Origin of the sequence: Kitasatospora sp. NPDC097605 (assembly GCF_040302725.1) — a bacterium.
Taxonomy (GTDB): domain Bacteria; phylum Actinomycetota; class Actinomycetes; order Streptomycetales; family Streptomycetaceae; genus Kitasatospora.
The window spans coordinates 121,295-142,670 of sequence record NZ_JBEOSF010000001.1; the positions used below are offsets into that span (position 1 = coordinate 121,295).

A 21,376-nucleotide genomic window follows, 5' to 3' on the forward strand; every position below is an offset into this window, starting at 1 on the left:
GATCCTCTGACGTCTTTCGGTCGACTTCGCACGGGTTGGTGCCGCAATGCCATGGCACCGCGGCCAACCTAGTTCGGGCCCGGCGGGTCGTTCCACCCATTTTCGCCCGATCGGTTCGCCTCCGCCCGACACGCCCTCACCGTCCGTCCGGCGGACATCGCTTGACATGAGCAATTGGTCCAGTCCATTTTGGGGCCCTCCCCGCACCTCCACCCCCCACATCCCCCACTGGAGGTCATCGGTGCACAAGCGCACCCGACTGCCCGCCGCCGGCGCCGCCGCGCTGCTCGCCGCAGCCGCGGCGTTCACCGCGCCCACCGTCGCCCACGCGGCCGACCAGCTCACCAACGGCGGTTTCGAGACCGGCACGCTGTCCGGCTGGACCTGCTCGGGCGGCCTCGGCTCGGTCGTCACCACCCCCGTGCACGGCGGCGGCAAGGCGCTCGCCGGCGCCGCCACCGCGAGCGACACCGCCAAGTGCGTGCAGACCGTCGCGGTCAAGCCCAACACCACCTACTCGCTCTCCGGCTGGGTGCGCGGCAACTACGTGTACCTCGGCGTCACCGGCGGCGGCTCCGCCTGGACCTCCGCCGCCGACTACAGCAAGCTGAGCGTCTCGTTCACCACCGGCGCCACCCAGACCAGCGCCGAGGTCTACGTCAACGGCTGGTACGGCCAGGGCACCTACTACGCCGACGACATCGTCTTCGACGGCCCCGGCGGCGGCACCCCGCCGGCCGACACCCAGGCCCCGACCGTGCCCGGCAACCTGCACGCCACCGGCAAGTCCGCCGGCAGCGTGACCCTGGCCTGGGACGCGGCCACCGACAACGTCGGCGTCACCGGCTACGACGTGTACCAGGGCGGCGCCAAGGTCGCGAGCGCCACCGGCACCACCGCCACCGTCCCCGGCCTGAGCGCGTCCACCGCCTACACCTTCACGGTCAAGGCCCGCGACGCGGCCGGGAACGCCTCCGCCGCCTCCGCCGCCGTGACCGTCACCACCGACGCCAACGGCCCGACCCCGGGCGGCTTCAAGCAAGCCGCGCCCTACCTCTACAACGGCTGGGGCAACCCGCCGGCCGCCACCACCGTCATGAACGCCACCGGCATCAAGTGGTTCACCCTGGCGTTCGTCCTGGCCCAGAACGGCTGCAACCCCACCTGGGACAGCCAGCGGCCGCTGCTGAACGGCGTCGACCAGGCCACCGTCAACGCGGTGCGCGCGGCCGGCGGCGACGTCGTCCCGTCGATCGGCGGCTGGAGCGGCAACAAGCTCGGCCCCAACTGCGCCACCACCGCGGACCTCGCCGCCGCCTACCAGAAGGTGATCGACGCGTACGGCCTCAAGGCGATCGACGTCGACATCGAGAACACCGACGAGTTCGAGAACACCGCCGTCCAGGACCGGATCCTCGGCGCGCTCAAGATCGTCAAGCAGAACAACCCCGGTCTGCGCACCATCGTGACCTTCGGCACCGCCATCAGCGGCCCGACCTACTACGGCAACCGGCTGATCGAGCAGGCCAAGGCGATCGGCGCGGACATCGACGTCTTCACCATCATGCCGTTCGACTTCGGCAACGCGTCCACCGACATGTACGCCGCCACGGTCAGCGCCGCCGAGGGCCTGAAGACCAAGCTGAAGTCCGTCTTCGGCTGGGACGACGCCACCGCCTACGCGCACATCGGCATCTCCGGCATGAACGGTCTGAGCGACACCGGCGAGATCACCACCGTCCAGAACTGGACGGCGATCCGCGACTGGGCCAACAGCCACCACCTGGCCCGGATGGCCTTCTGGTCGGTCAACCGCGACCGCGGCTGCCCGGGCGGCGGCCAGCAGGAGACCTGCTCCGGCATCGCCCAGAACGACTGGCAGTTCACCTCCATCACGGCCGGCTTCACCGGCTGACGCGCCCTCGAGGTACCGCGGCCCGGCCCCCCGGCGGAGGGGCCGGGCCGCGCCGTCGCCGCCGCACGGCCGGGTGACCCCGGCGGCGTGGCGCCACACCGGGCTCCCGCCCCGCTCCTAGGGTCTGTGCGATCCCACCCCACGGAGCGTCATGCCCTCCCACCGCGAGCCGACCCTTCCCGAGCCTCGCCGGCCCGAGCCGCCCACCGGCGTCAAGGCCCGCCGGGTGCTCCGCAACCCCAAGGTCTGGGCCGTCCCGGCCCTGCTGGTCGGCCTGCTCAGCCTGCTGATGTCGCTGCTCTACCTCGGCGGCATCCTCGACCCCCGCGGCGACCTGCACCACCTGCCGATCGCCCTGGTGAACTCCGACCGGGGCGCCGACGTCGCCGGACAGCCGCAGAACCTCGGCGAGCAGCTCGTCACCGGCATCGCCACCGCCCCCGGCCAGGGGGACACCGTCTCCTGGCGGCGGCTCGACGAGGCGCAGGCGAAGCAGCAGCTGGCCTCCGGCAAGCTCTACGGGGCGCTCCAGGTGCCGCCCGGGTTCACCGCCACGGTCGCCGCCCTCGGCGGCGCGAGTGCCAAGCCCGCACGCCCCACCGTGCTCCAGTACACCAACCCGGGCGTCGGCAGCCTCGGCTCCTCGCTCGCCGCCCAGATCGGCCAGCAGGCCGTCCACCAGGCCTCACTGGCCCTCGGCGCCCGGCTCTCCGCCCTCCCGCAGGCCCAGGGCCTGGACGACGCGGCCCGGCTGCTGATCGCCGACCCGGTCGCCCTCAGCACCTCCGTCGGCCACCCGATCGGCCACCGCAGCGGCCTCGGGCTCTCCGCCTTCTACTACACCCTGCTGCTGGTGCTGGCCGGCTTCTTCGGCGCCAACATCATCGGCAACGGCGTCGACGTCGCCCTCGGCTACGCCGACAACGAGGTCGGCCCCTGGCGGGCCCGCCATCCGGTGGTGCCGATCAGCCGCACCAGCACCCTCGCCGTCAAGTGCGTGATGTCGGTCGGCCTGGCGCTGCTCACCTCGTCGCTCATCATGCTGGCCGGAGTGGTGATCCTCGACATGGACGCCGCGCACCTGCCGCTGCTGTGGATCTTCTCGGTCTGCGCCAGCAGCGCGGTCGGCCTCGGCGTCCAGGCGATCAACGCGGCCTTCGGCAGCCTCGGCCTGCTGGTCAGCATGTTCGTGTTCATCGTGCTCGGCCTGCCGTCCTCCGGCGCCACCGTGCCGCTGGACGCCCTGCCGTCGTTCTACAGGTTCCTCGCGCTGTTCGAACCGATGCGCCAGCTCACCGACGGCGTGCGCGCCATCCTCTTCTTCGACGCCCAGGCCGACGCCGGCCTCGCCCGGGCCTGGCTCTGGATCGGCATCGGCACCGTCGCGGCCCTGCTCTTCGGCTTCCTGACGGCCCGCTACTACGACCGCAAGGGCCTGCACCGCGCCGTCCCCGAGCTCGCCTGAGCCCGGGGACGGCGCACCGCGGGGGACCTCAGCCCGCCGGCAGCGGCGGCAGCTCCGGCCGCCACAGCCAGGCCTCGAACAGCTCGTCCAGCGGCCCCCGCGCGTACCGGGCGGCATGGGCGCGGAAGTCGGCCGTCGTCACCACCCCGTGCCGGTGGAACGCCGCCCAGTCCCGGAGCATCCGGAAGAAGGCGGTGTCCCCGAGCGCCAGCCGCAGCGCGTGCACCACCAGACCGCCCCGCTGGTACAGCCGGTCGTCGAACATCAGCTTGCGGCCCGGGTCGGCCAGCCGCAGGTCCTGCGGCAGCCCGGCCAGCAGCCGGTGCGCGTACGCGGCCCGGGCGCCCGCCGCCGGCCCGCCGGAGCGCTCCGACCAGAGCCACTCCGCGTACTTCGCCAGCCCCTCGTTCAGCCAGATGTGGCTCCAGTCGCCGATCGACACGCTGTTGCCGAACCACTGGTGCGCCAGCTCGTGCGCGACCAGCCGCTCCCGCTCCCAGCCTCCGCCCAGGTGGTTGGTGCCGAAGGTGGCCACCCCCTGCGCCTCCACCGGGACGTCCAGCTCCTCGTCGGCGACCACCACCGTGTACTCGCCGAACGGGTACGGGCCGAACACCTCCCCGAAGTAGGCCATCATCTTCGGCTGCCGCCCGAAGTCCCCGGCGAACGCCCCCGCCAGCCGCTCCGGCACGTACCCGGTCTGCGGCACCTGCGGGTGCTCGGCCAGCACCACCGGCCGGTACTGGCCGATCGAGACCGTCACCAGGTACGTCGAGGTCGGCGCGGACTGCTCGTACACCCAGGTGGTGCTGGACGAGCCGGTGGTCCGGGTCAGCAGCCGCCCGCCCACCACCACCGTGTACGGGGACGGCGTGGTGACCGCTATCTGGTACGTCGCCTTGTCCGCCGGCCGGTCGTTGCACGGGAACCAGGACGGCGCCCCGACCGGCTGGCTGGCCACCAGCGCGCCGTCGGTCAGCTCCTCCCAGCCCAGGCCGCCCCACGGGCTGCGCACCGGCCGGGGATTGCCGGTGTAGTGCACGTCGACGGTGAACGCCGCGCCGGCCGCCAGCGCCTTCGGCGGGCGGATCCGCAGCTTGCCCGCCCGGTGGGTGTAGCGGGCCGCCTTGCCGTCCACCAGCACCCGGCCGATCCGGAACTCGGCGAGGTCCAGCGCGAACTCGGTCAGCGCGGTCACGGCGACGGCGCTCAGCCGGGCCGCGCCGCCCAGCCGGTTCGGGCCGGGCCGGTAGTCCAGCGCCAGCTCGTAGCGGTGCACCCGGTAGCGCGGATCACCGCTGTTCGGGAAGTAGGGGTCCGGCGGGGCGACGGGCTGCGGGGGCTGCGGGGACTGCGCCGGGCGGGGGTTCACCGGGTCGTACGCTCCTGGAAACACGGGACTGGACGGGGGACGGCCGGAGGGCCGGACGGGGCGCACCCCGGCCGGCCCCCCTGGGGGACGGCGGTCAGGAGGTGGGCTGCCACACCTCGATCGGGTTGCCGAGCCACCGGCTGTCGGCGGGCACGGACTCGGCGCGCATCACCAGCGAGGCCGGGCCCAGCGTGCTGCGCGCGCCCACCGTGCTGCCGGGCAGCACGATGCCGCCGGGCCCCAGGGTGGCGCCCTCGCGGAGGACGACAGTATCCATCCGCATGATCCGGTCGTGGAAGAGGTGGGTCTGCACCACGCAGCCGCGGTTGATCGACACCCCGTCCCCGAGCGTGACCAGGTCCGCCTCCGGCAGCCAGTAGCTCTCGCACCACACGCCGCGCCCGACCTTGGCACCGAGCGCCCGCAGCCACACGTTCAGCACCGGCGTGCCCGGCACCGCGCCGACCAGCCACGGCACCGCCAGCACCTCCACGAAGGTGTCCGCCAGCTCGTTGCGCCACACGAAGCCGCTCCACAGCGGGTGCTCCACCGCCCGGAACCGGCCGACCAGCAGCCACTTCGCCGCCACCGCCACCGCGCACGCCGCCGTGCCGGCCGCCAGCAGCACCGGGCCGGACACCAGCGCCGCCGCCACCGGGGACCACGCGACGGAGAGCCAGGACAGCGCCGCCAGGGTCAGCGCGCCCAGCGCCCCCGAGGCCAGCACCGGCAGCAGCCGGGCCACCTCGACCAGCCCGCGCGCCCACAGCAGCCGCGCCGGCGGCTCGTAGGTCAGGCTCTGGTCCGCCTGGTCGGCCGAGCGCGGCAGCCGCACCGGCGGCATGCCCAGGTACGAGCCGCCCTTCTTCGCCTTCTCCGGCGTCGCCGACAGCACGCCCACCAGGCCGCGCTTGGGCACCGACCGGCCCGGCGCGGTCATCCCCGAGTTGCCCAGGAACGCCCGGTCGCCGACCTTCGCCTCCCCGAGGCGCACCCAGCCGCCGCCCAGCTCGTACGGCGCCATCAGGGTGTCGTCGGCCAGGAACGCCCCGTCGCCGACCGTGGTCAGGCTCGGCAGCGCCAGCACCGTGGACACCTCCGCGTGCCGCCCGACCCGCATGCCCAGCGCCCGCAGCCACAGCGGGGTCACCAGACCCGCGTACAGCGGGAAGAGCACCTCCCGCGCCTGGTCCATCAGCTGCATCACCGTCCAGGCCTGCCAGCCGACCCGGCCGTGCAGCGGGTGCACCCCGGGCACCAGGCCGACGGACAGCAGCCGCACCGCCGCCACCAGCTGCGCCGCGTACACCACCCCGTACGCCAGGACGGCCGGCAGCAGGCCGAGCAGGGCGCCGCCGAGGGCGCCGCCCAGACCGTCCGCCGGGTCGACGAACGGGGCCAGCACCGCCAGGCCGGCCACCGCGGGCAGCAGCGGCAGCAGGCTCAGCGCCGCACCGCTGATCCCGTACAGCGCGGACCAGCGGGCCCGGCGCACCGGGCGCTCCTTGGGCCAGCTCCGCTCGGCGCGGCCCAGCTTGACGGCGGGCGCGCCGCCCCAGCGCTGGCCGGTCGGGACGTGCCCGGTGACGCTGGAGCCGGCCACCACCTGGGCCCGCTTGCCGACCCGGGCGCCCGGCAGCAGGGTCGAGCGGGTGCCGACCACGGCGCCGGAGCCGACCTTGAGCTGGCCGACCTCCAGCCGGTCGCCGTCCAGCCAGTAGCCGCTGAGGTCCACCTCGGCCTCCACCGCGCAGCCCCGGCCCAGCTTGAGCATGCCGGTCACCGGCGGCAGCGCGTGCAGGTCCACCTCCTCGCCGACCTTGGCGCCGAGCGCCCGCGCGTAGCGCACCAGCCAGGAGCCGGACAGCGAGGTCGCGCCGCTCACCTCGGCCAGCCGCTCGGCGGCCCACAGCCGCAGGTGGACGCCGCCGCCGCGCGGGTAGCTGCCCGGGCGCAGGCCGCGCAGCAGCAGCCGGGCGCCGCCGGCCGCGAGGGCGAGCCGGCCCGCCGGGGTGAACAGCACCGCCGCGCCGGCCCCGACCGCCCACCAGGAGGCGGTCGGGGCCCAGGCGTAGCCGTCCAGGTGGGAGAGCAGGTTGCCGAGCGCCAGCAGCGCCACCGTCCAGCGCAGGCCGACCACGGTGAACAGCGGGATCAGCAGGAGCAGCTGCAGCAGCTTGGCGCGGGCCGGCACCGGCTCGACGGTGCGGGCCTCGCCGGTGCCGGCGGCCGTGCGCTCCAGGTGGCGGGCGAGCTTGCGCAGCGTCGGCTGCTGGTAGATGTCCAGCACCGCCGCGTTCGGGTAGCGGGTGCGCAGCAGGGTGGTCAGCCGGGCGGCGGCCAGGCTGCCGCCGCCGATCGCGAAGAAGTCCTCCCGGGGGCCGCTCACCGGCACCCCGAGGATCTCGGTCCACTGCTCGGCCAGCCAGGCCTCGGTGCCGTAGAGCTGCTCGGTCGGCCCGGCGGTCTCCAGATCGGGCAGCGGCCAGGGCAGCGCGTTGCGGTCCACCTTGCCGGAGGTCCGGGTCGGCAGGGTGTCGACCGGTGCCAGCAGCGGCACCAGCGCGGCCGGAAGTTCGGCGCGCAGCCGCTGCACCGCCTGCTCGCGGTCCCAGCCCTCGCCGGTCACCAGGTAGCCGACCAGCAGCTGGTTGCCGCCGCGCGCGGTGCGCACGGCCGCGGCGGCGCCGGCCACGCCGGGCAGCGCCTGCAGCGCGGCGTCGACCTCGCCGAGCTCGATCCGCCGGCCGCCGAGCTTGATCTGCTCGTCGGCGCGGCCCAGGAAGAGCAGGCCCTCCGGGTCGGCCTGCACGAGGTCGCCGCTGCGGTAGGCGCGCTCCCAGCCCATCGAGGGCAGCGGCGCGTACTTCTCGGCGTCCTTCTCCGGGTCCAGGTAGCGGGCCAGGCCGACGCCGCCGATCACCAGCTGGCCGGTGCCGCCGGGCGCGACCGGCTCGCCGGCCTCGTCGACCACGACCAGGTCCCAGCCGTCCAGCGGCAGGCCGATCCGCACCGGGCCCTCGCCGGTCAGCAGTGCCCCGCAGGCGACCACGGTGGCCTCGGTGGGGCCGTAGGTGTTCCACACCTCGCGGCCCTCGGTGACCACGCGCTGGACCAGCTCGGGCGGGCAGGCCTCGCCGCCGAAGATCAGCAGCCGGACCTCGTTCAGCGCCTCGGCCGGCCAGAGCGCGGCCAGCGTCGGCACGGTGGAGACCACGGTGATCTCCTGCTCGGCCAGCCAGGGGCCGAGGTCGGCGCCGGAGCGCACCTGGGAGCGGGGGACCGGCACCAGGCAGGCGCCGTGCCGCCAGGCCAGCCACATCTCCTCGCAGGAGGCGTCGAAGGCGACGGACAGGCCGGCCATCACCCGGTCGCCGGGGCCGATCGGCTCCTCCTGGAGGAAGAGCGCGGCCTCGGCGTCGACGAAGGCGGCGGCGTTGCGGTGGGTGACGGCGACGCCCTTGGGGCGGCCGGTGGAGCCGGAGGTGAAGATGATCCAGGCGTCGTCCTCCGGGGCGGGGCGCCGGTCGGCGGGCGCCTGTCCGGCGAGCGGCTGGTCGGTCAGCGGCGGGCGGGCCGGCCCGACCGGGGTGAGCGCGCGCTCGGCGCCGAGCACGGCGGCGACGGCGGCCTCCTCGAAGACCAGCTGGGCGCGCTCGTCCGGGTCCTCGGCGTCCACCGGCACATAGGCGGCGCCGGCGGCGAGCACCGCGAGCACGGAGACGTAGAGGTCGTTGGTGCCGGAGGGCACCCGGACGCCGACCCGGTCGCCGCGGCCGATGCCGGCGGCGGCGAGGCGGCGGCGCAGCTGCTCGACCTCGGCGGCCAGCGCGCGGTAGCTGAGCACGGTGCGGCCGTCGTCGAGGGCGGGCTCGCCGGGGTGCCGGCGGGCGGTCGCGTCGAGGATGTCGATCAGGGTGCGCGGGGCGGCTGCGGGGCGGCCGGGGTAGCGGGCCTGCTTCTCGGCCTGCTCGGCGGCGGGCCGCTCGGCGGCGTCCGGGCCCGGTTCCCGGCTGGGTTCGGCTGTCATGGCTGCCGTGTGCTCCTTGTCCTCGCCCCGTCCCGATCGATGTCCGACCCTTGGGGGCGGTGGGAGCACTCGCCTGTCCGGGTGACCCCACTCCGGGGCCGGAGCGGACAACCCGACCGATGGTAGCCCGCGGCGGTGAACACCGGATCGGCCGACACTCCGCCCAACTGGCCCGACAGTGGCCGAATCTGACGACCTATCAGCTCACAACTGAGGCTCCGTGTGTCGGATGTGACGAACCATCAGTCGTTTTGACGGACCGTCAGGTCGATTTTCCGACCGTGACCCATGCCACATCGAACGCTGCTCCTTCGGGGTGACGGGCCCGCCGTACGGGGGTGCGGCGGGCCCTGCGGGCCTCCCGGGGGATCAGTGGAAGGGGTGGCGGAAGCGGTCGGCGTGCTCCTTGAGGAACGCCTCCAGCGTGCGCGGAGGCCGCCCGGTCAGCCGCTCGGCGGCGTCGTCCGGCGCCTCCGGACGCTCGACCGCGAGCCGCTGGATCTCCACCACATGGGCGGCCAGCCAGTCCGGCATCCCGGCGCGGGCGACCAGGTGGGCGCGCAACTCGGCGGGCGGCAGGTCGACGTAGCTCACCGGCCGGCCGAGCAGCTCGCTCAGCAGCCCGGCGAGCTCGGGGTGGCTGTACGCCCGGCCGCCGGTGAGCGGGAGGCTGCCGCCGGCCGCCTCCGGACGGGTGAGCACGGTGGCGGCGACGTCGCCGATGTCCCGGCAGTCGACGTAGTTGCACCGGGCCGTGCCCATCGCGCCGTGGATCAGCCCGGCCGCCGCGATGCCGGGCGCGAGCAGCGGCAGCTTCTGCATGAACGCGTACGGCCGCAGCACGGTGGTGGTGACGCCGAGGGCGCGCAGCCGCTCCTCGATCAGGTGGTGGCCGCGGGAGACCTCGACCGGGGAGTCCGGCTCGGCGGCCGGTGCGGAGACCTTGACGATGTGCTCCACGCCGGCGCGCACGGCGAGGTCGGCGGTGAGCAGCTCGTACCCGACCTGCCGCGGGCCGTTGGCCATGGTCAGGAAGAGCTGCCGGGTCCCCTTGAGGGCGGTGTCCAGCGAGTCCGGGTCGTCGGCGTCGGCGAAGACCGCCTCGACCAGGGGGTGGGTGTGGGCGTCCAGGCCGGCCAGCAGCCGGCCCGGGTCGCGGCTCAGCGCGCGGACGGGGACACCCTGGGCGGTGAGGCTGCGCAGGGTGGCGCCGCCGGTGGCGCCGGACGCGCCCATGACGGTGATCATGCGGGATCTCTCTTCTTCCGGAGTGGTGGTGCGGGGTCTGGTCGCGGAGTGCCGGGCCGGCCCGATCAGCGGGCCCGGCGGCGCCGGGGGCGGGTGCCGCGCCAGCGCCAGGTGATCGCGGTCGCCGCGATCGCGGCGGAGACCGGCAGGTCGAAGCGGAGCCGGCCCGGCCATGGACTGTCGGCCAGGGCCGGGATCCGGGGCAGCAGCTGCGCGCCGGCCAGGCCGAGGGCCAGCGCGAGGGCGGCGGCGCCGAGGCCGAACAGGGCCGTGACGAGCACGCGCGGTCCGCGTTCCGCCCAGGAGCCCTCCGGTCGGCGGCGGTGCCGGGCGCCGATCAGGGCGGCGACCGTGGCCGAGGCGCCGGCGATGGTGGTGACGGCCGCGAGCGTGAGCTCGGGCTGCCGGCTGACGAGGCCGCCGACCCCGGCCGTGACGGCGGGCGCCGCGTAGGAGACGAGCACCTCGCGCCAGAGGACGAAGCGCGGCGGGGCGGCTGCGGGAGCGGCGGGCGGCCGCTGCTCGGTGGGTGTGGTGACGGGCATGGGATCGGCTCCAAGTGATTAGGAGGCTAATTACAAGTGTTCAGGTGGCTGACCATGGGGGCATGAGGAGCCCCGGCCGCGGCCCGGGCGGGCCGCCGGGGGCGGGGGAGTGGAAGGCCCGGTCAGTCGTCGGTCAGGGCGGACATGCCCTCGACCAGTCGGGCGAGCAGGTCGAGGAAGAGCGTGCGCTCCTCGACCGAGAGGCCGCCGACCATCGCCTGCATCCGCTCGAAGTGCTCGGGCGCCATCTCGCGCAGCCGTCGGGCGCCGTGCGCGGTCAGCACCACGACATTGCCCCGCCCGTCCTCGGTGGACGGGCGCCGGGCGACCAGGCCGTCCCGTTCCAGCCCGTCGACCAGGCCGGTCACGGTCGCACGGGACACCCCGAGCGCGCTCGCCAGCTGCGAGGGCGACTTCTCGCCGCCGTGGTCCTCCAGTTCGGCCAGCAGCCGGTAGCGGCCGGTGGACAGGCCGAAGCGCGCGAAGTGCGCCTCACCGGCCTGGCCGAGCCGGGACCCGGCGGCCATCAGCCGCGCCGCGACCAGGACCGCCTGGGGGTCGGCCGACAGGCCGTACCGGGAGAGCTGTCGACGGGCCTGGTCGAGCGTGGGTGCGCCGTCGCCGGCCTCGTGCTGCTGTGCCATGGAAGTAATATGGCGGCTAATCAGATGCCGGGTCAAGCGGCGCGGGGCGACGGTCCGCCGGAACGGCCGCGGCGGATCGCGCCGTGGCCGCGCCATCCGGCTCGGGAAGGGGGCGGTGCGTGCTACCTCGCTCCCGTGGCGGCGAGTGCCGGGTGGGTGCCGGGTGCCGGCAGCAGCGCGGCCGCCGCCGGGTCGGGGACGAGGTAGCGGTGGCGGATGGCGGCGACGATGTCGTCGCTGGCGCTGCCGTCGCCGTACGGGGAGGGCAGCTGGGCCAGGCGCTCGGCGGCGGTGGTGTCGGAGAGCGCTTCGCGCAGGGCGAGCGCGAGTTGCTGGCCCGGCCGGGCCAGGCGGGCGAAGCCGGCCCGGACGGCTTCCGGGCGCTCGGTGGAATTGCGGACGACGATCAGCGGCCGCTTGAGGACGGTGCATTCCTCCTGGACGCCGCCGGAGTCGGAGACGAGCAGGCGGCACCGCCGGGCCAGGGCCAGGAAGGTCGCGTGGTCGAGCGGGTCGATCAGGCGTAGCCGGGCGGTCGACCGGTGCAGGCCGTGCCGGTCGATCGCGGCCTGGGTGCGCGGGTGCAGGGGCATCAGCACGGGCAGGTCGACGGCGGCGAGCTGGTCGAGAAGCCGGGTCAGGCGCACCGGGTCGTCGGTGTTCTCCGGGCGGTGGATGGTGGCGAGCACGTACGCGCCTTCGTCCACCTCGTGCCGGGCCAGCAGCCTGCCGGCCTCGACGTCGGTGGGCAGCGATTCGAGTGTCGCCTCGACGACGGTGTTCCCGGTGATCAGGACGCGCTCGGTCTCGATCCCCTCACGGAGCAGGTGCGCGGCCGCTGCCGGTGTCGGGGCGCAGTGCAGGTCGGCGAGCGGTGCGATCACGCGCCGGTTCGCCTCTTCGGGCATGTCGGTGTCGAACGAGCGTAGGCCCGCCTCGACGTGGACGACGGGAATGCCCGCGCAGTGCGCGGCCAGTGCTCCGGCCGCGGCGGTGTTGGTGTCTCCCTGGACGACGGCCGCGGCCGGAGGCCGCCTGGTGAAGTGGTCGCTGAGGGCGGCGACCATGCGGCCGATCTGCCGGCCGCGGGCCTCTCCTCCGACGCCCTTGAGGCGGTGATGGGGGCGGGGCAGGCCGTACTGGTCGAAGAAGCACGTGGTGAGGTTGGCGTCCCAGTGCTGGCCGGTCCACACGATCCTGGCCTGGCTGCCGAGAAGCCGGGCGACGCCGGCGAGTTTGACGATCTCCGGCCGGGTTCCGAGGACCAGGGCGACATCGGCGGAAGACATGGTTCTCCGATTCGAGAGGTGCCGGGGCTGCGTTGGTGCAGTATCGCCACAGCGAAGGCCGCGAAGTACGGCGAATGAATCGGGACCACGGCAACGTCCCCCCAGTGGCCCAACGCGCGGGCGGACGGTCGTCCGTCGACCAGGCGCCGCGGAGGCGGTGCCGGCACCGGCCGGCGGCGGTCAGGCGGTGGCCGCCAGCTGGTCGGCGGCGTACTTGGCGGCGATGGCGCGGACGTGGCAGTAGGACGCGGCGGGGGTGTCGCTGTAGCGCCAGGGGAGCGCGTCCACGTAGCCGTCGACGAGCCGGAAGTGGTTCAGCGCCTCGACGGGGCGTTCGGTGATGGTGCAGCACCAGGCGAGCAGGTGGCGGATCTCGGCGGCGCGGGCGTCGCCGGGCCGCGCCGTGTCCACCGCGCGGCGGGCGTCGTCGACGGCGGTGCGGGCGTACGGGGTCGACCAGTGCTCGCCCTCGGCGCCGTCCGGCTCGTGCTCGTGGAGGGCGACCAGCCGCAGACCGGCGAGCAGGCTGTTCTCCGGGGCGGCGGTGGCCGCCCGGTCGGCGAAGGCGTGGGCCTCCTGCGCGGAGCCGTACCACTTGGCGCAGTGGTACTGGAGCGCCGCGTAGTGGGCGGCGTAGTGGTGCGGGTCGCGCGCCGTGACGCCGGCCCAGACCCGGTCGAACTCCTCCCGGGAGTAACCGAGGCCGATGCCGGCCCACAGCTCGATGATCCACGGGACCGGGTCCCCGGGAGCCAGCCGCCGCGCCTCGGCGCAGGCCTCGGGAGCCCCGCCGAGCACCCGGTGGAAGCCTTCGGCCTGCTCCTCGCTGGTGTACTCGGCGAACGCGGCGCCGCGCAGCTTCCAGGCGAGCCGGACCAGCGCGCACGCGTGGACGGCGGCGTCGTCCGGGTCGGCGGGCCGTTCGGCGCGCCAGGCCCGCAGCCAGCCGTCGTCGTCGGCGGCGGCCTGGCCGAGTTCGGCGGCGGTGGTGCGCCCGTCCTCCAGGGCGGCCCGGAGCGAGCCGACCCCTTCGAGCACGTCGAAGGGGTCGGCCTGCTCCGGGCCGCGGCGTCCGGTCAGGGGCGTTCGGCCGGCGGCGGAGCTACTTCAGCGTCGCGAGCGGGGCGTTGACGTAGACGTTGGCGTCGCCCGGGACGTCGGGGATGAACGTCAGGTCCACGCCCGGCCGGAAGATCAGGCAGTGGGTGGAGCCGCCGTAGTGGAAGGAGCCGAGCTGGTCGCCGCGCTGGACCGTCTGCCCGGGGGAGACGGTGACCTCGCAGGAGGAGACCTCGGCCATGCCGATGGCGACGAAACCCATCAGGCCGACGTCCGGCTGCGTGGCCCGGATGTAGACCACCGCGCGGGCCGCGAGGTGGGCGATGTACCCCTGCGACAGGTCGGGGGCCGCGACGTCGCACAGGGCGGCGGGGGTCTGCGAGTAGTAGGTGCCGGGGATGTTGCGGACGGCCACGACGGTGCCGTCGACGGGGGTGTGCCAGCGGTGGTAGTTGAGGGCGCTGAGGAAGGCCTGGTAGACGGTGCCGCCCTGGAAGGTCCCGGGGGCCGGCTCGTCGGGGCCCCTGTGGGCGGCGTCGAGGAGGAAGTCGAGGGCGTACGGCTGGCCCTTCAGCCAGAAGGTGTTGAGCTCCTGGACGTTGTGGGCCAGTCGGTTGGGGACGGACTCGGCCGCGCTGGCGATGGTCTTCGGGTCGGTGGCGACGGGTCGTGCGTCGGGCTTGAACTCCCTGGTGAAGAAGTCGTCCCAGGAGGTGAAGCCGTAGTGGGGGTCCTTGGGGTTGCAGACGTAGAGGTCCTCGAACCTTCCCCCGGCGGACTTGTTCAGCGCGGCGAGGGCGTCCTCGCTGAACCAGTGGCCCTCCTCGGAGTCCAGGACGTACGTCGACTCGGGGCTCTTCAGGTACACGCTCCACTCGTCGAGCATGGCCTTGAGGTGTGCGTTCACCTTGTCGTCGAGGAACGCGGCGAAGCCGGCCTGGGTGCCCATCGCCCAGTTGAGGATCGCGTTCACGGGGAAGCCGACGAGTCCGGACTTGTCGAACTCGGGCGCCTTCTGGATGGCCGCGTTGAACAGCCGCATCAGCGTGGGGACGTCCTTCACCTGGGGGAAGCCGGTCGGCGTCTCCCGGTGGGAGAGCTGCAACAGCATGTCGTTGAAGAGCATGTAGATCTTCGGGTCGGTGTTGATCAGATCCTGGAGCGCGGCGACCGAGGGCTTCAGCTCCCCCGTCCTGGCCCCGCCCCCGTCGACGCTCGCGATGAGGTCGTCCAGCCAACGCCGTAGGACGTCGTGGTCCGACGGGAGCCACCCGCCCTTGCGCACCGTGGAGTACAGTTCCATGATTTCCTCACCCGTTGGATGTCTGGGCCCCGCCCGGGGCGGCCGCTGCTTTTCCATGACGGTCGTGAGCCGCAGTCCCTGCCCGTGTCCGGCGGAGCGCGGAGAGTGGGCGGGCCCTGGTGTTTCCACCGTAGGCACAAGGGCGGGCGGGTGGCCAGGGCTGGCCGGTCCTGGCTTGTCGGCGCTCACACGGCGTCACCCGGGCCGCCCTGCGGCGCAGTCCGCTCCCGGCACCACCGCTCACCCGTGCACGGTGCGAAGTCGCCCGACCGGCCACTCGAATGGCGTAGCGCCCTTCCTGCCCACCGCCGTGGAGCGGCCGAACGCCCCCGACCGGAGAGGTCGGGGGCGCCCGGCGCGGGAGGTGGCTACGGCGCCACGGGCACCGCTGTCGGGCCCATGGCCTCCAGGCCGGCGGGCTGTTCGCTCCGGGGCAGGCTCACGTTCCGCAACAGGTAACACTCGGCGAGGGTCATCGCCGCGAACTCGCCGAGGTTCACGCTCTCCGGCGAGGAGTGGATGTTGCACAACGGCTCCTGGCAGCCGATCACGAGCACCGTCGCGCCGGGGTTGATCTGCTGGAGCTCGCTGATCAGCGGAATCGTGCCCCCGTCGCCGGTGAGCAGGGTCCGCTTGCCGGGGTAGGCGTGCTCCATGGCCTGCTTGGCCAGGGCGTAGCCGTGCCCGGTGGTGTCGGCCTGGAAGCCGGGAGCGGTGTCCACCGTGTCGACGGTGATGGTGGCGTTCCAGGGGTTGAGTTCGGGCCGGCGGATGAACCGCTTCAGTTTGGCGATCGCCTCCTCCGGCTTCTCCAGCGGGGCGGTGCGCAGGCTGACCCGGGCCTTCGCCGTCGCGGTCAGCTGGTTGACGGCTCCGTCCTTGTACGTCGGCGGCCCGCTCAGCGCGACGACGTTGACGGACGGCCGGTCGTACAGCCGGCTCCCCAGCGTGTCGCTGCCGATGAGGTGGACGCCCGGCAGGACTCCCGCCTCCTCCCGGAAGTGGGCTTCCGTGGGCTCCTCGCCGGCCCAGTGCTCCCGGACCAGGTCCGGGACGGTGACGTCGCCCTTGTCGTCGACGAGCGCGGCGATGATGCGCACCAGCGCCATGAAGGCGTCCGGCGCGGGGCCGCCGTACACCCCGCTGTGCTTGGGCTTCTGCAGCGTGCTGACCGTGACGTCCACCGCCACCGCGCCGCGCAGGCTGGTGGTGAAGGTCGGTTGGCCGAGCTCCTGGTTGCCGCTGTCCGCGATGACGATGACGTCCGCGGTGAACAGGTCCTTGTTCTTGGGGTCCAGCACGTAGCCGTCGAGGGTGTCGCCGTACTCCTCCTCCCCTTCGAGAACGATCTTCAGTGGAACCGGCGGCTTGCCCTCGAACGCGCGGAGCGCCCCGATGTGCATCATGACCCCCGACTTGTCGTCGGCGGCGCCCCGGCCCTGCAGCCGGGTGTCGTTCTCGACGAACTCCGGGTGCCACGCCTGCTCGCCCCACTCACCTGCCTTGACGACGTCGTAGTGGGCGTACAGCAGCACCGTGGGCAGGTCCGCGGTGTCGCCGTCGGGTCCGCACGTGGCATGGATCAGGGGGGCGTTCTTGGTGACGTCGCCGATGTTCTTCTGCTCCACGCGGACGTGTTCCAGATTGAAGGTCCGGTCCGTCAGCTTCTGCTGGCACCAGTCGGCGGCGGCCTTCACCGGTGTCAGGTCGGCCGTGTCGTAGACCGACCGGATCTGGATGAAATCCTTCAGATCGTCGATCAGGCCCTTCTTCAACTGGTTGATCTTGACAGCCAGATCGTCGTTGCCCATGTTCCCGCCTCCTCAGGACGAGGGCGCCGGCTACTTCAGTCGCGGCTGCTGCTGGGTGATGCAGTGGGCGCCGCCGCCGCGCTCGAACAGCGGCCTGGCGTCGATGCCGACGACATCGCGCTGATACGCCTTCTGGAGGATGTCGTTCGCCTGCTTGTCGTTCTCGTCGTCGAAGTTGCACGCGATGATGGCTTCGTTGCAGACCACGTGGTTGATGTAGCTCCAGTCGAGCCACTCCCCGGCTTCGTCCTTCGGCTTCGTCGGCGCCGGCACCCTGGTCACCGTCAGTGGCTTCCCGTGGATGTCGGTGGACTCGCTCAGCAGCTTCACGACTCGGTCCGACACCTCGTGGTCGGGATGCTCCTCGTTCTCCTGGCTGTGCACGAGGACCTGGCCCGGCGCGGTGAAGGTCGCGACGATGTCGGTGTGTCCGCGGGTGCCGTAGGGCGAGTAGTCGGCGGTCAGGCCCCGGGAGAGCCAGATCAGCTTGCACTCGCCGAAGATCTCCTCGAAGACCCCTTCCACCCGCTCCCGGGTCCAGCCCAGGTTCCGGTAGGGGTCCAGCTTCACCGTCTCGCAGACCATGAACGTGCCCTGCCCGTCGGTGTGGATGTCGCCCCCTTCCGTCACCAGCTCGGACGGGATGATCTCGGCGTTCACCTGGTTCGCGATCGCGGTCGCCACCCGGTCGTCCCAGGCCCACCTGGTCCAGGGCTGGGCGCCCCAGGCGTTGAACACCCAGTCGACCGCGCCCAGCCGGGTGCCGCTGGGGTCGACGGCGAAGGTCGGCCCGGTGTCCCGGGCCCAGCCGTCGTCGTGCCTGACCACGGTGATCGTCGCGCGGGGGACCCACTTCTCGGCCTGTGCCTTCTCCTCCTCCGTCACCAGCATCGTGACGGGCTGGCCTCCGTGGTCCAGGATCGCGTTGGCCACACTGGCCCACGCCCCGCGCATCTCGTCGGGCTGCGAATCCGGCGGGTACCACTGGGCCGGCCAGGCCATCCAGGTCCGCTCCTGCGGCTCGGTCTCGGCGGGCATCCGCCACGTACCGGTCTCCCGGGCGTTCATCGCTCCTCCGTCCCGCTCGGCGGCACCCCGCGGACGGTCCCGTCGGACGGCCCCGTGCGGACGGCCCCGTGTGGACGGTTCCACGCGGACGGTTCCACGCCGACGTCGAAGCAGCGGCGGGGAATTCGCCGAGCCTGGTTCTCGATGGTGTTCGCCCCCCGCCATCCCCATGCGCCCCCCTCCTTCCATCGTAGGAAGCCTGCCCGTCGACGCACCCGGAGGTGCCCCCGTCCCGCGCGTGGCCGGCGGTACCCGCCCCGGCGGCGGTCACCAGGGGTAGCGCCCAACGGACTTGACCACCGGACGCCGCTCCCTGGGCCCGGTGACGCCGGGTGAGCGCGGGCCGGGGCGCGGATGCGGGTCCGCGGCCCCGGGCCTAGCGTGGACGCCATGGAGCTGTTCCCCCCGATCCCGCTGGCGCGGTGGCAGGACTCCAAGGCGACGGTGCACCGGTTCGCCCAGGTCGTCGGCAAGGTCCGGCTGGCGCGCAGCGTGCGGCGCAACCACTGGTGGAACGTCCCGTACTACCTCACCGGGCGCGGCATCACCACCCGCCCGATGGCGACGGCCGACGGGGGCGGGACGTTCTGCGTCGACTTCGACTTCGTCGACCACCGGCTGGTGGTCTGCTCCTCGGACGGCCGCCGGGCCTCGTTCCCGCTCACCGGGCAGTCCGTGGCGTCGTTCTACGGCCGGACGCTCGACGCCCTCGCCGCGGTCGGCGTGCCGGTCTCCCTCGCGCGCCCGCACCCGTTCGACCTGCCCGACGCCGGCCGGCCGTTCGCCGAGGACACCGAGCACGCCGCCTACGACCCGTTCTGGGTCAACCGCTACTGGCAGGTGCTCGGCCAGGTCGGCCTGGTCCTGGAGGAGTTCGCCGCCCGCTTCTGCGGGAAGATCAGCCCGGTGCACCACTTCTGGCACACCTTCGACATCGCCGTCACCCGCTTCTCCGGCCGCGCGATCGACCAGCCCCCGACCGTCGACCCGGTGACCCGCGAGGCCTACTCCCGCGAGGTCATCAGCTCCGGCTTCTGGTTCGGCGACGACGCCTTCCCCGGGCCGGCCTTCTACTCCTACGCGGCGCCCGAACCCGCCGGCCTGGCCGACTGCCCGCTGCGGCCCGAGGCCGCCCGCTGGGTCGAGCGCGGCGGCAGCCACCTGGCCGTCCTGGAGTACGACGAGGTCCGCGGCGGCCGGGATCCGCGCGCCGCCGTCCTCGACTTCTACGAGTCCGTCTACCAGCCCGCGGCCCGCCTCGCCGGCTGGAACACCGGCGGCGAGGCCTCGCCCGGCGGCATCACCGACCCGGTGGCCGCCCGGACGTCCACCGATCGCTGACCTTCCGTAAACACGCTCCTGGTGTCCTGCTCGGGCCCGTGGCCGTGACCGGCCGCGGGCCGTCGAGCTGAAGGAGAACCCCGTGTCAGACACCTCCGCCCGGGCCGCCGGCCGCCGCGGCCGGCCGGTGAGGACGGCGCTCGCCGCGTGCGCGGTCGCCGTGAGCGCGCTCATCCTGTCCGTCGGGCCGGCGAGCGCCGCCCCCGCCAACGCCGCCCCGGCGCGCGCCGCGTCCACGGCCGTGGTCGAGCAGACCATCACCATCCAGGACCACCGGAACCACCACGCGCTGGCCGGCGCGGACGGGGAGGGCTCCCGGATCGTCGCGCGCGGCTACCAGGACGCCTCCACCCGGTTCCGGATCTCCGACAAGCCGGGCGGACGGGTCGACTTCGTCCGCTCCGTCAACGGCACCGAGCGCGTGATCGAGATGGACCTCAACGACGGCCGGAGCACGCAGTTCATCTCCTGGTGGGCGGGCGACAACCAGCAGTGGACCCTGGAGAACGCGGTCGAGGGCGGCACCTATGTGCACAACGCCCGGGCCGGCCGCTGCCTGACCTACCAGGGCCTGGACCGCGAGGTCACCGTCGAGAACTGCGACGGCGGCATGTCCCAGCGGTTCGACCTGGTGGGCGCCACCGACGTCCCCCCGCCGTCCTCCGCCGAGCAGCGCTTCCTCCAGCGCCTCAACGAGTTGCGCGCCCGGTACGGCAAGGCACCGGTGCGGCTCAACGCCACGCTCGCCCAGGCCGCCCGGTGCAACGCCGGCCAGATGGACCAGCGCCACGTCTCCGGTCACTTCTGCGACTCGGCCGCCGTCGCCAAGAGCCTCGGATACACCTGGACGGGGGGCTGGGGCGAGATCGCCTTCTACGGTCCGACCTCCGTCGACGCCGCCTTCGACGGTTGGGTCAACTCGTCCCTGCACTTCGGGATCATGATCGGCAACTACACCGAGGTCGGCCTCTCCCACGTGGGCGCGGCCTCCTGGAACGCCGACTTCGCCGGCCGCTAGCAGGCCGGCCGCGGTCCGCACGCCACGGGCCGGGGAACGGCGACGGCCGGTCGATCCGGGGATCGACCGGCCGTTCGGCGGTTCGCGCAGGTCACCGGGGGGTGATCTCGCCCATCTCGCCCCAGCCGTCCATGCCCGGGATCTCGATCGAGACGATCCGCGGCTTGGCGGCCACCGCGTAGGACATGTCCTCCATCGCCTTGACGAAGTGCGCGGACTCCACGTGCGCCTTGCCCGCGTCGCCGTCGCGGAACGCCTCGACCAGGACGAACTCGTTGGCGTCCTCGACGCTGCGGGACCACTCGAAGAAGAGGTTCCCGGGCTCGTCGCGGGTGGCCCGGGTGAAGTCGTCGACCAGGGCCAGCCAGTCGTCGGCACGCTCCGGGCGGACCGCGAACTTGACGGTGATGAAGATCATGGAGGCTTCCTCTCGTTCCACCGGCGCACGCGGCCGGTCGGCGCGGCGCCATGACCATCGTCGCAGGTCAGGCGGGTGATCTGCGACCCGGGAGCCCCCGGGCCGTGGAGCGTCAGCCGGCGGTGGCCTCCTCGACGACCCGGCCGTCGCGCAGTTCGACCACCCGGTCGGCGAGTTCCATCAGATTGGGGTCGTGGGTGGCGACCAGGATGGTGACGCCCTCGCTGCGCACCACGGCGCGCAGCAGCTCCATGATCGCGCGGCCGGTCTCCGAGTCCAGCTGGCCGGTCGGCTCGTCGGCGATGATGAGGTCGGGTTCGTTGGCCAGCGCCCGGGCGATGGCGACGCGCTGCTGCTGGCCGCCGGAGAGCTCGCCGGGGCGCTGGTTGGCGTGGTCGGCCAGGCCCACCAGGGCCAGCAGGGTGCGGGCGCGCTCCTCGCGCTGGGCGGCCGGCACCTTGCGCAGCCGCATCGGGACGCCGACGTTCTCGGCGGCGGTGAGCACCGGGAGCAGGCCGAAGGACTGGAAGACGAAGCCCAGCCGGTCCCGGCGCAGCGCGAGCCGGCCCTCCTCGTCCAGGCCGCCGAGGTCGGTGCCGTCCAGGGTGACGGTGCCCCCGGACGGGCTGTCCAGGCCGCCCACCAGGTTGAGCAGGGTGGTCTTGCCGGAGCCGGAGCGGCCCTTGAGCGCGGTGAGTTCGCCCCGGCCGATGGTGAAGGAGACGCCGCGCAGGGCGTGCACGGCCCGTTCCCCGGTGCCGAAACTGCGGTGGACATCGGTGACGGCCACCATGGGAGCGGTCACGGTGCCGGCCGGTTGCTGCGTCATTGCGGCGTCCCCCCTGGGTGC

16 protein-coding genes are annotated in these 21,376 nt (G+C 73.6%); 4 read left to right on the forward strand and 12 right to left on the reverse strand.

Annotated features, from left to right (window positions below; translation table 11 throughout):
* Positions 1 to 166: 166 nt before the first annotated feature.
* Together ABTX81_RS00550 and ABTX81_RS00555 are read left to right on the forward strand one after the other, a co-directional pair.
* Positions 167 to 1,915, forward strand: coding sequence for a carbohydrate binding domain-containing protein (locus tag ABTX81_RS00550; RefSeq protein ID WP_502892679.1), 1,749 nt, complete (start codon positions 167 to 169; stop codon positions 1,913 to 1,915).
* A gap of 151 nt (positions 1,916 to 2,066) precedes the next feature.
* Positions 2,067 to 3,380 carry a YhgE/Pip domain-containing protein gene (locus ABTX81_RS00555; RefSeq protein ID WP_350540694.1) on the forward strand — a complete coding sequence of 438 codons (1,314 nt, stop codon included), beginning with the start codon at positions 2,067 to 2,069 and terminating at the stop codon, positions 3,378 to 3,380.
* 28 nt (positions 3,381 to 3,408) lie between these two features.
* Here the strand turns inward: ABTX81_RS00555 and ABTX81_RS00560 are convergent, their stop codons facing one another.
* The 10 genes from ABTX81_RS00560 to ABTX81_RS00605 form a co-directional block, all read right to left on the reverse strand.
* Positions 3,409 to 4,752 carry a M1 family metallopeptidase gene (locus ABTX81_RS00560; RefSeq protein WP_350540695.1) on the reverse strand — a complete coding sequence of 448 codons (1,344 nt, stop codon included), beginning with the start codon at positions 4,750 to 4,752 and terminating at the stop codon, positions 3,409 to 3,411.
* 94 nt (positions 4,753 to 4,846) lie between these two features.
* Positions 4,847 to 8,782, reverse strand: coding sequence for a Pls/PosA family non-ribosomal peptide synthetase (locus tag ABTX81_RS00565; protein WP_350540696.1), 3,936 nt, complete (start codon positions 8,780 to 8,782; stop codon positions 4,847 to 4,849).
* A 369-nt stretch (positions 8,783 to 9,151) separates the two neighbouring features.
* On the reverse strand, positions 9,152 to 10,030 hold the full coding sequence (locus tag ABTX81_RS00570; protein ID WP_350540697.1) for an NmrA family NAD(P)-binding protein: 879 nt from the start codon (positions 10,028 to 10,030) through the stop codon (positions 9,152 to 9,154).
* Positions 10,031 to 10,095: 65 nt separating this feature from the next.
* Positions 10,096 to 10,575, reverse strand: a complete 480-nt coding sequence (locus tag ABTX81_RS00575) for a hypothetical protein (protein ID WP_350540698.1) — start codon at positions 10,573 to 10,575, stop codon at positions 10,096 to 10,098.
* Between the two features lie 122 nt (positions 10,576 to 10,697).
* Positions 10,698 to 11,219: a MarR family winged helix-turn-helix transcriptional regulator gene (locus ABTX81_RS00580; RefSeq protein ID WP_350540699.1), complete on the reverse strand. Its 522-nt coding sequence runs from the start codon at positions 11,217 to 11,219 to the stop codon at positions 10,698 to 10,700.
* A 122-nt stretch (positions 11,220 to 11,341) separates the two neighbouring features.
* Complete coding sequence (wecB, locus tag ABTX81_RS00585; protein ID WP_350540700.1) at positions 11,342 to 12,508, reverse strand: non-hydrolyzing UDP-N-acetylglucosamine 2-epimerase; 1,167 nt, start codon at positions 12,506 to 12,508, stop codon at positions 11,342 to 11,344.
* Positions 12,509 to 12,688: 180 nt separating this feature from the next.
* On the reverse strand, positions 12,689 to 13,546 hold the full coding sequence (locus tag ABTX81_RS00590) for a hypothetical protein (protein ID WP_350540701.1): 858 nt from the start codon (positions 13,544 to 13,546) through the stop codon (positions 12,689 to 12,691).
* A 64-nt stretch (positions 13,547 to 13,610) separates the two neighbouring features.
* On the reverse strand, positions 13,611 to 14,870 hold the full coding sequence (locus ABTX81_RS00595; protein ID WP_350540702.1) for a phosphatidylserine decarboxylase family protein: 1,260 nt from the start codon (positions 14,868 to 14,870) through the stop codon (positions 13,611 to 13,613).
* 368 nt (positions 14,871 to 15,238) lie between these two features.
* A complete protein-coding gene (locus tag ABTX81_RS00600) occupies positions 15,239 to 16,681 on the reverse strand; it encodes a M20/M25/M40 family metallo-hydrolase (RefSeq protein WP_350540703.1) in 1,443 nt (480 codons plus the stop codon).
* 30 nt (positions 16,682 to 16,711) lie between these two features.
* On the reverse strand, positions 16,712 to 17,749 hold the full coding sequence (locus tag ABTX81_RS00605; RefSeq protein ID WP_350540704.1) for an agmatine deiminase family protein: 1,038 nt from the start codon (positions 17,747 to 17,749) through the stop codon (positions 16,712 to 16,714).
* A 390-nt stretch (positions 17,750 to 18,139) separates the two neighbouring features.
* Here ABTX81_RS00605 and ABTX81_RS00610 point away from each other — a divergent pair, with 390 nt between their 5' ends.
* Both ABTX81_RS00610 and ABTX81_RS00615 read left to right on the forward strand, forming a co-directional pair.
* A complete protein-coding gene (locus tag ABTX81_RS00610) occupies positions 18,140 to 19,090 on the forward strand; it encodes a DUF5996 family protein (protein WP_350540705.1) in 951 nt (316 codons plus the stop codon).
* An 82-nt stretch (positions 19,091 to 19,172) separates the two neighbouring features.
* Positions 19,173 to 20,108, forward strand: coding sequence for a CAP domain-containing protein (locus ABTX81_RS00615; RefSeq protein ID WP_350540706.1), 936 nt, complete (start codon positions 19,173 to 19,175; stop codon positions 20,106 to 20,108).
* Positions 20,109 to 20,199: 91 nt separating this feature from the next.
* Here ABTX81_RS00615 and ABTX81_RS00620 read toward each other — a convergent pair whose 3' ends face one another.
* Positions 20,200 to 20,526, reverse strand: coding sequence for a putative quinol monooxygenase (locus ABTX81_RS00620; RefSeq protein WP_350540707.1), 327 nt, complete (start codon positions 20,524 to 20,526; stop codon positions 20,200 to 20,202).
* Positions 20,527 to 20,638: 112 nt separating this feature from the next.
* Positions 20,639 to 21,355: an ABC transporter ATP-binding protein gene (locus ABTX81_RS00625; RefSeq protein WP_350540708.1), complete on the reverse strand. Its 717-nt coding sequence runs from the start codon at positions 21,353 to 21,355 to the stop codon at positions 20,639 to 20,641.
* Between the last annotated feature and the right edge of the window lie 21 nt (positions 21,356 to 21,376).

Excerpts from the sequence above, each read along its gene's own strand:
- ABTX81_RS00550 (WP_502892679.1), top strand. The coding sequence starts at position 167 with ATGAGCAATTGGTCCAGTCCATTTTGGGGCCCTCCCCGCACCTCCACC.
- ABTX81_RS00555 (WP_350540694.1), top strand. The coding sequence starts at position 2,067 with ATGCCCTCCCACCGCGAGCCGACCCTTCCCGAGCCTCGCCGGCCCGAG.
- ABTX81_RS00565 (WP_350540696.1), bottom strand. The coding sequence starts at position 8,782 with ATGACAGCCGAACCCAGCCGGGAACCGGGCCCGGACGCCGCCGAGCGG.
- ABTX81_RS00570 (WP_350540697.1), bottom strand. The coding sequence starts at position 10,030 with ATGATCACCGTCATGGGCGCGTCCGGCGCCACCGGCGGCGCCACCCTG.
- ABTX81_RS00575 (WP_350540698.1), bottom strand. The coding sequence starts at position 10,575 with ATGCCCGTCACCACACCCACCGAGCAGCGGCCGCCCGCCGCTCCCGCA.
- ABTX81_RS00580 (WP_350540699.1), bottom strand. The coding sequence starts at position 11,219 with ATGGCACAGCAGCACGAGGCCGGCGACGGCGCACCCACGCTCGACCAG.
- wecB (WP_350540700.1), bottom strand. The coding sequence starts at position 12,508 with ATGTCTTCCGCCGATGTCGCCCTGGTCCTCGGAACCCGGCCGGAGATC.
- ABTX81_RS00595 (WP_350540702.1), bottom strand. The coding sequence starts at position 14,870 with ATGGAACTGTACTCCACGGTGCGCAAGGGCGGGTGGCTCCCGTCGGAC.
- ABTX81_RS00600 (WP_350540703.1), bottom strand. The coding sequence starts at position 16,681 with ATGGGCAACGACGATCTGGCTGTCAAGATCAACCAGTTGAAGAAGGGC.
- ABTX81_RS00605 (WP_350540704.1), bottom strand. The coding sequence starts at position 17,749 with ATGAACGCCCGGGAGACCGGTACGTGGCGGATGCCCGCCGAGACCGAG.
- ABTX81_RS00610 (WP_350540705.1), top strand. The coding sequence starts at position 18,140 with ATGGAGCTGTTCCCCCCGATCCCGCTGGCGCGGTGGCAGGACTCCAAG.
- ABTX81_RS00620 (WP_350540707.1), bottom strand. The coding sequence starts at position 20,526 with ATGATCTTCATCACCGTCAAGTTCGCGGTCCGCCCGGAGCGTGCCGAC.
- ABTX81_RS00625 (WP_350540708.1), bottom strand. The coding sequence starts at position 21,355 with ATGACGCAGCAACCGGCCGGCACCGTGACCGCTCCCATGGTGGCCGTC.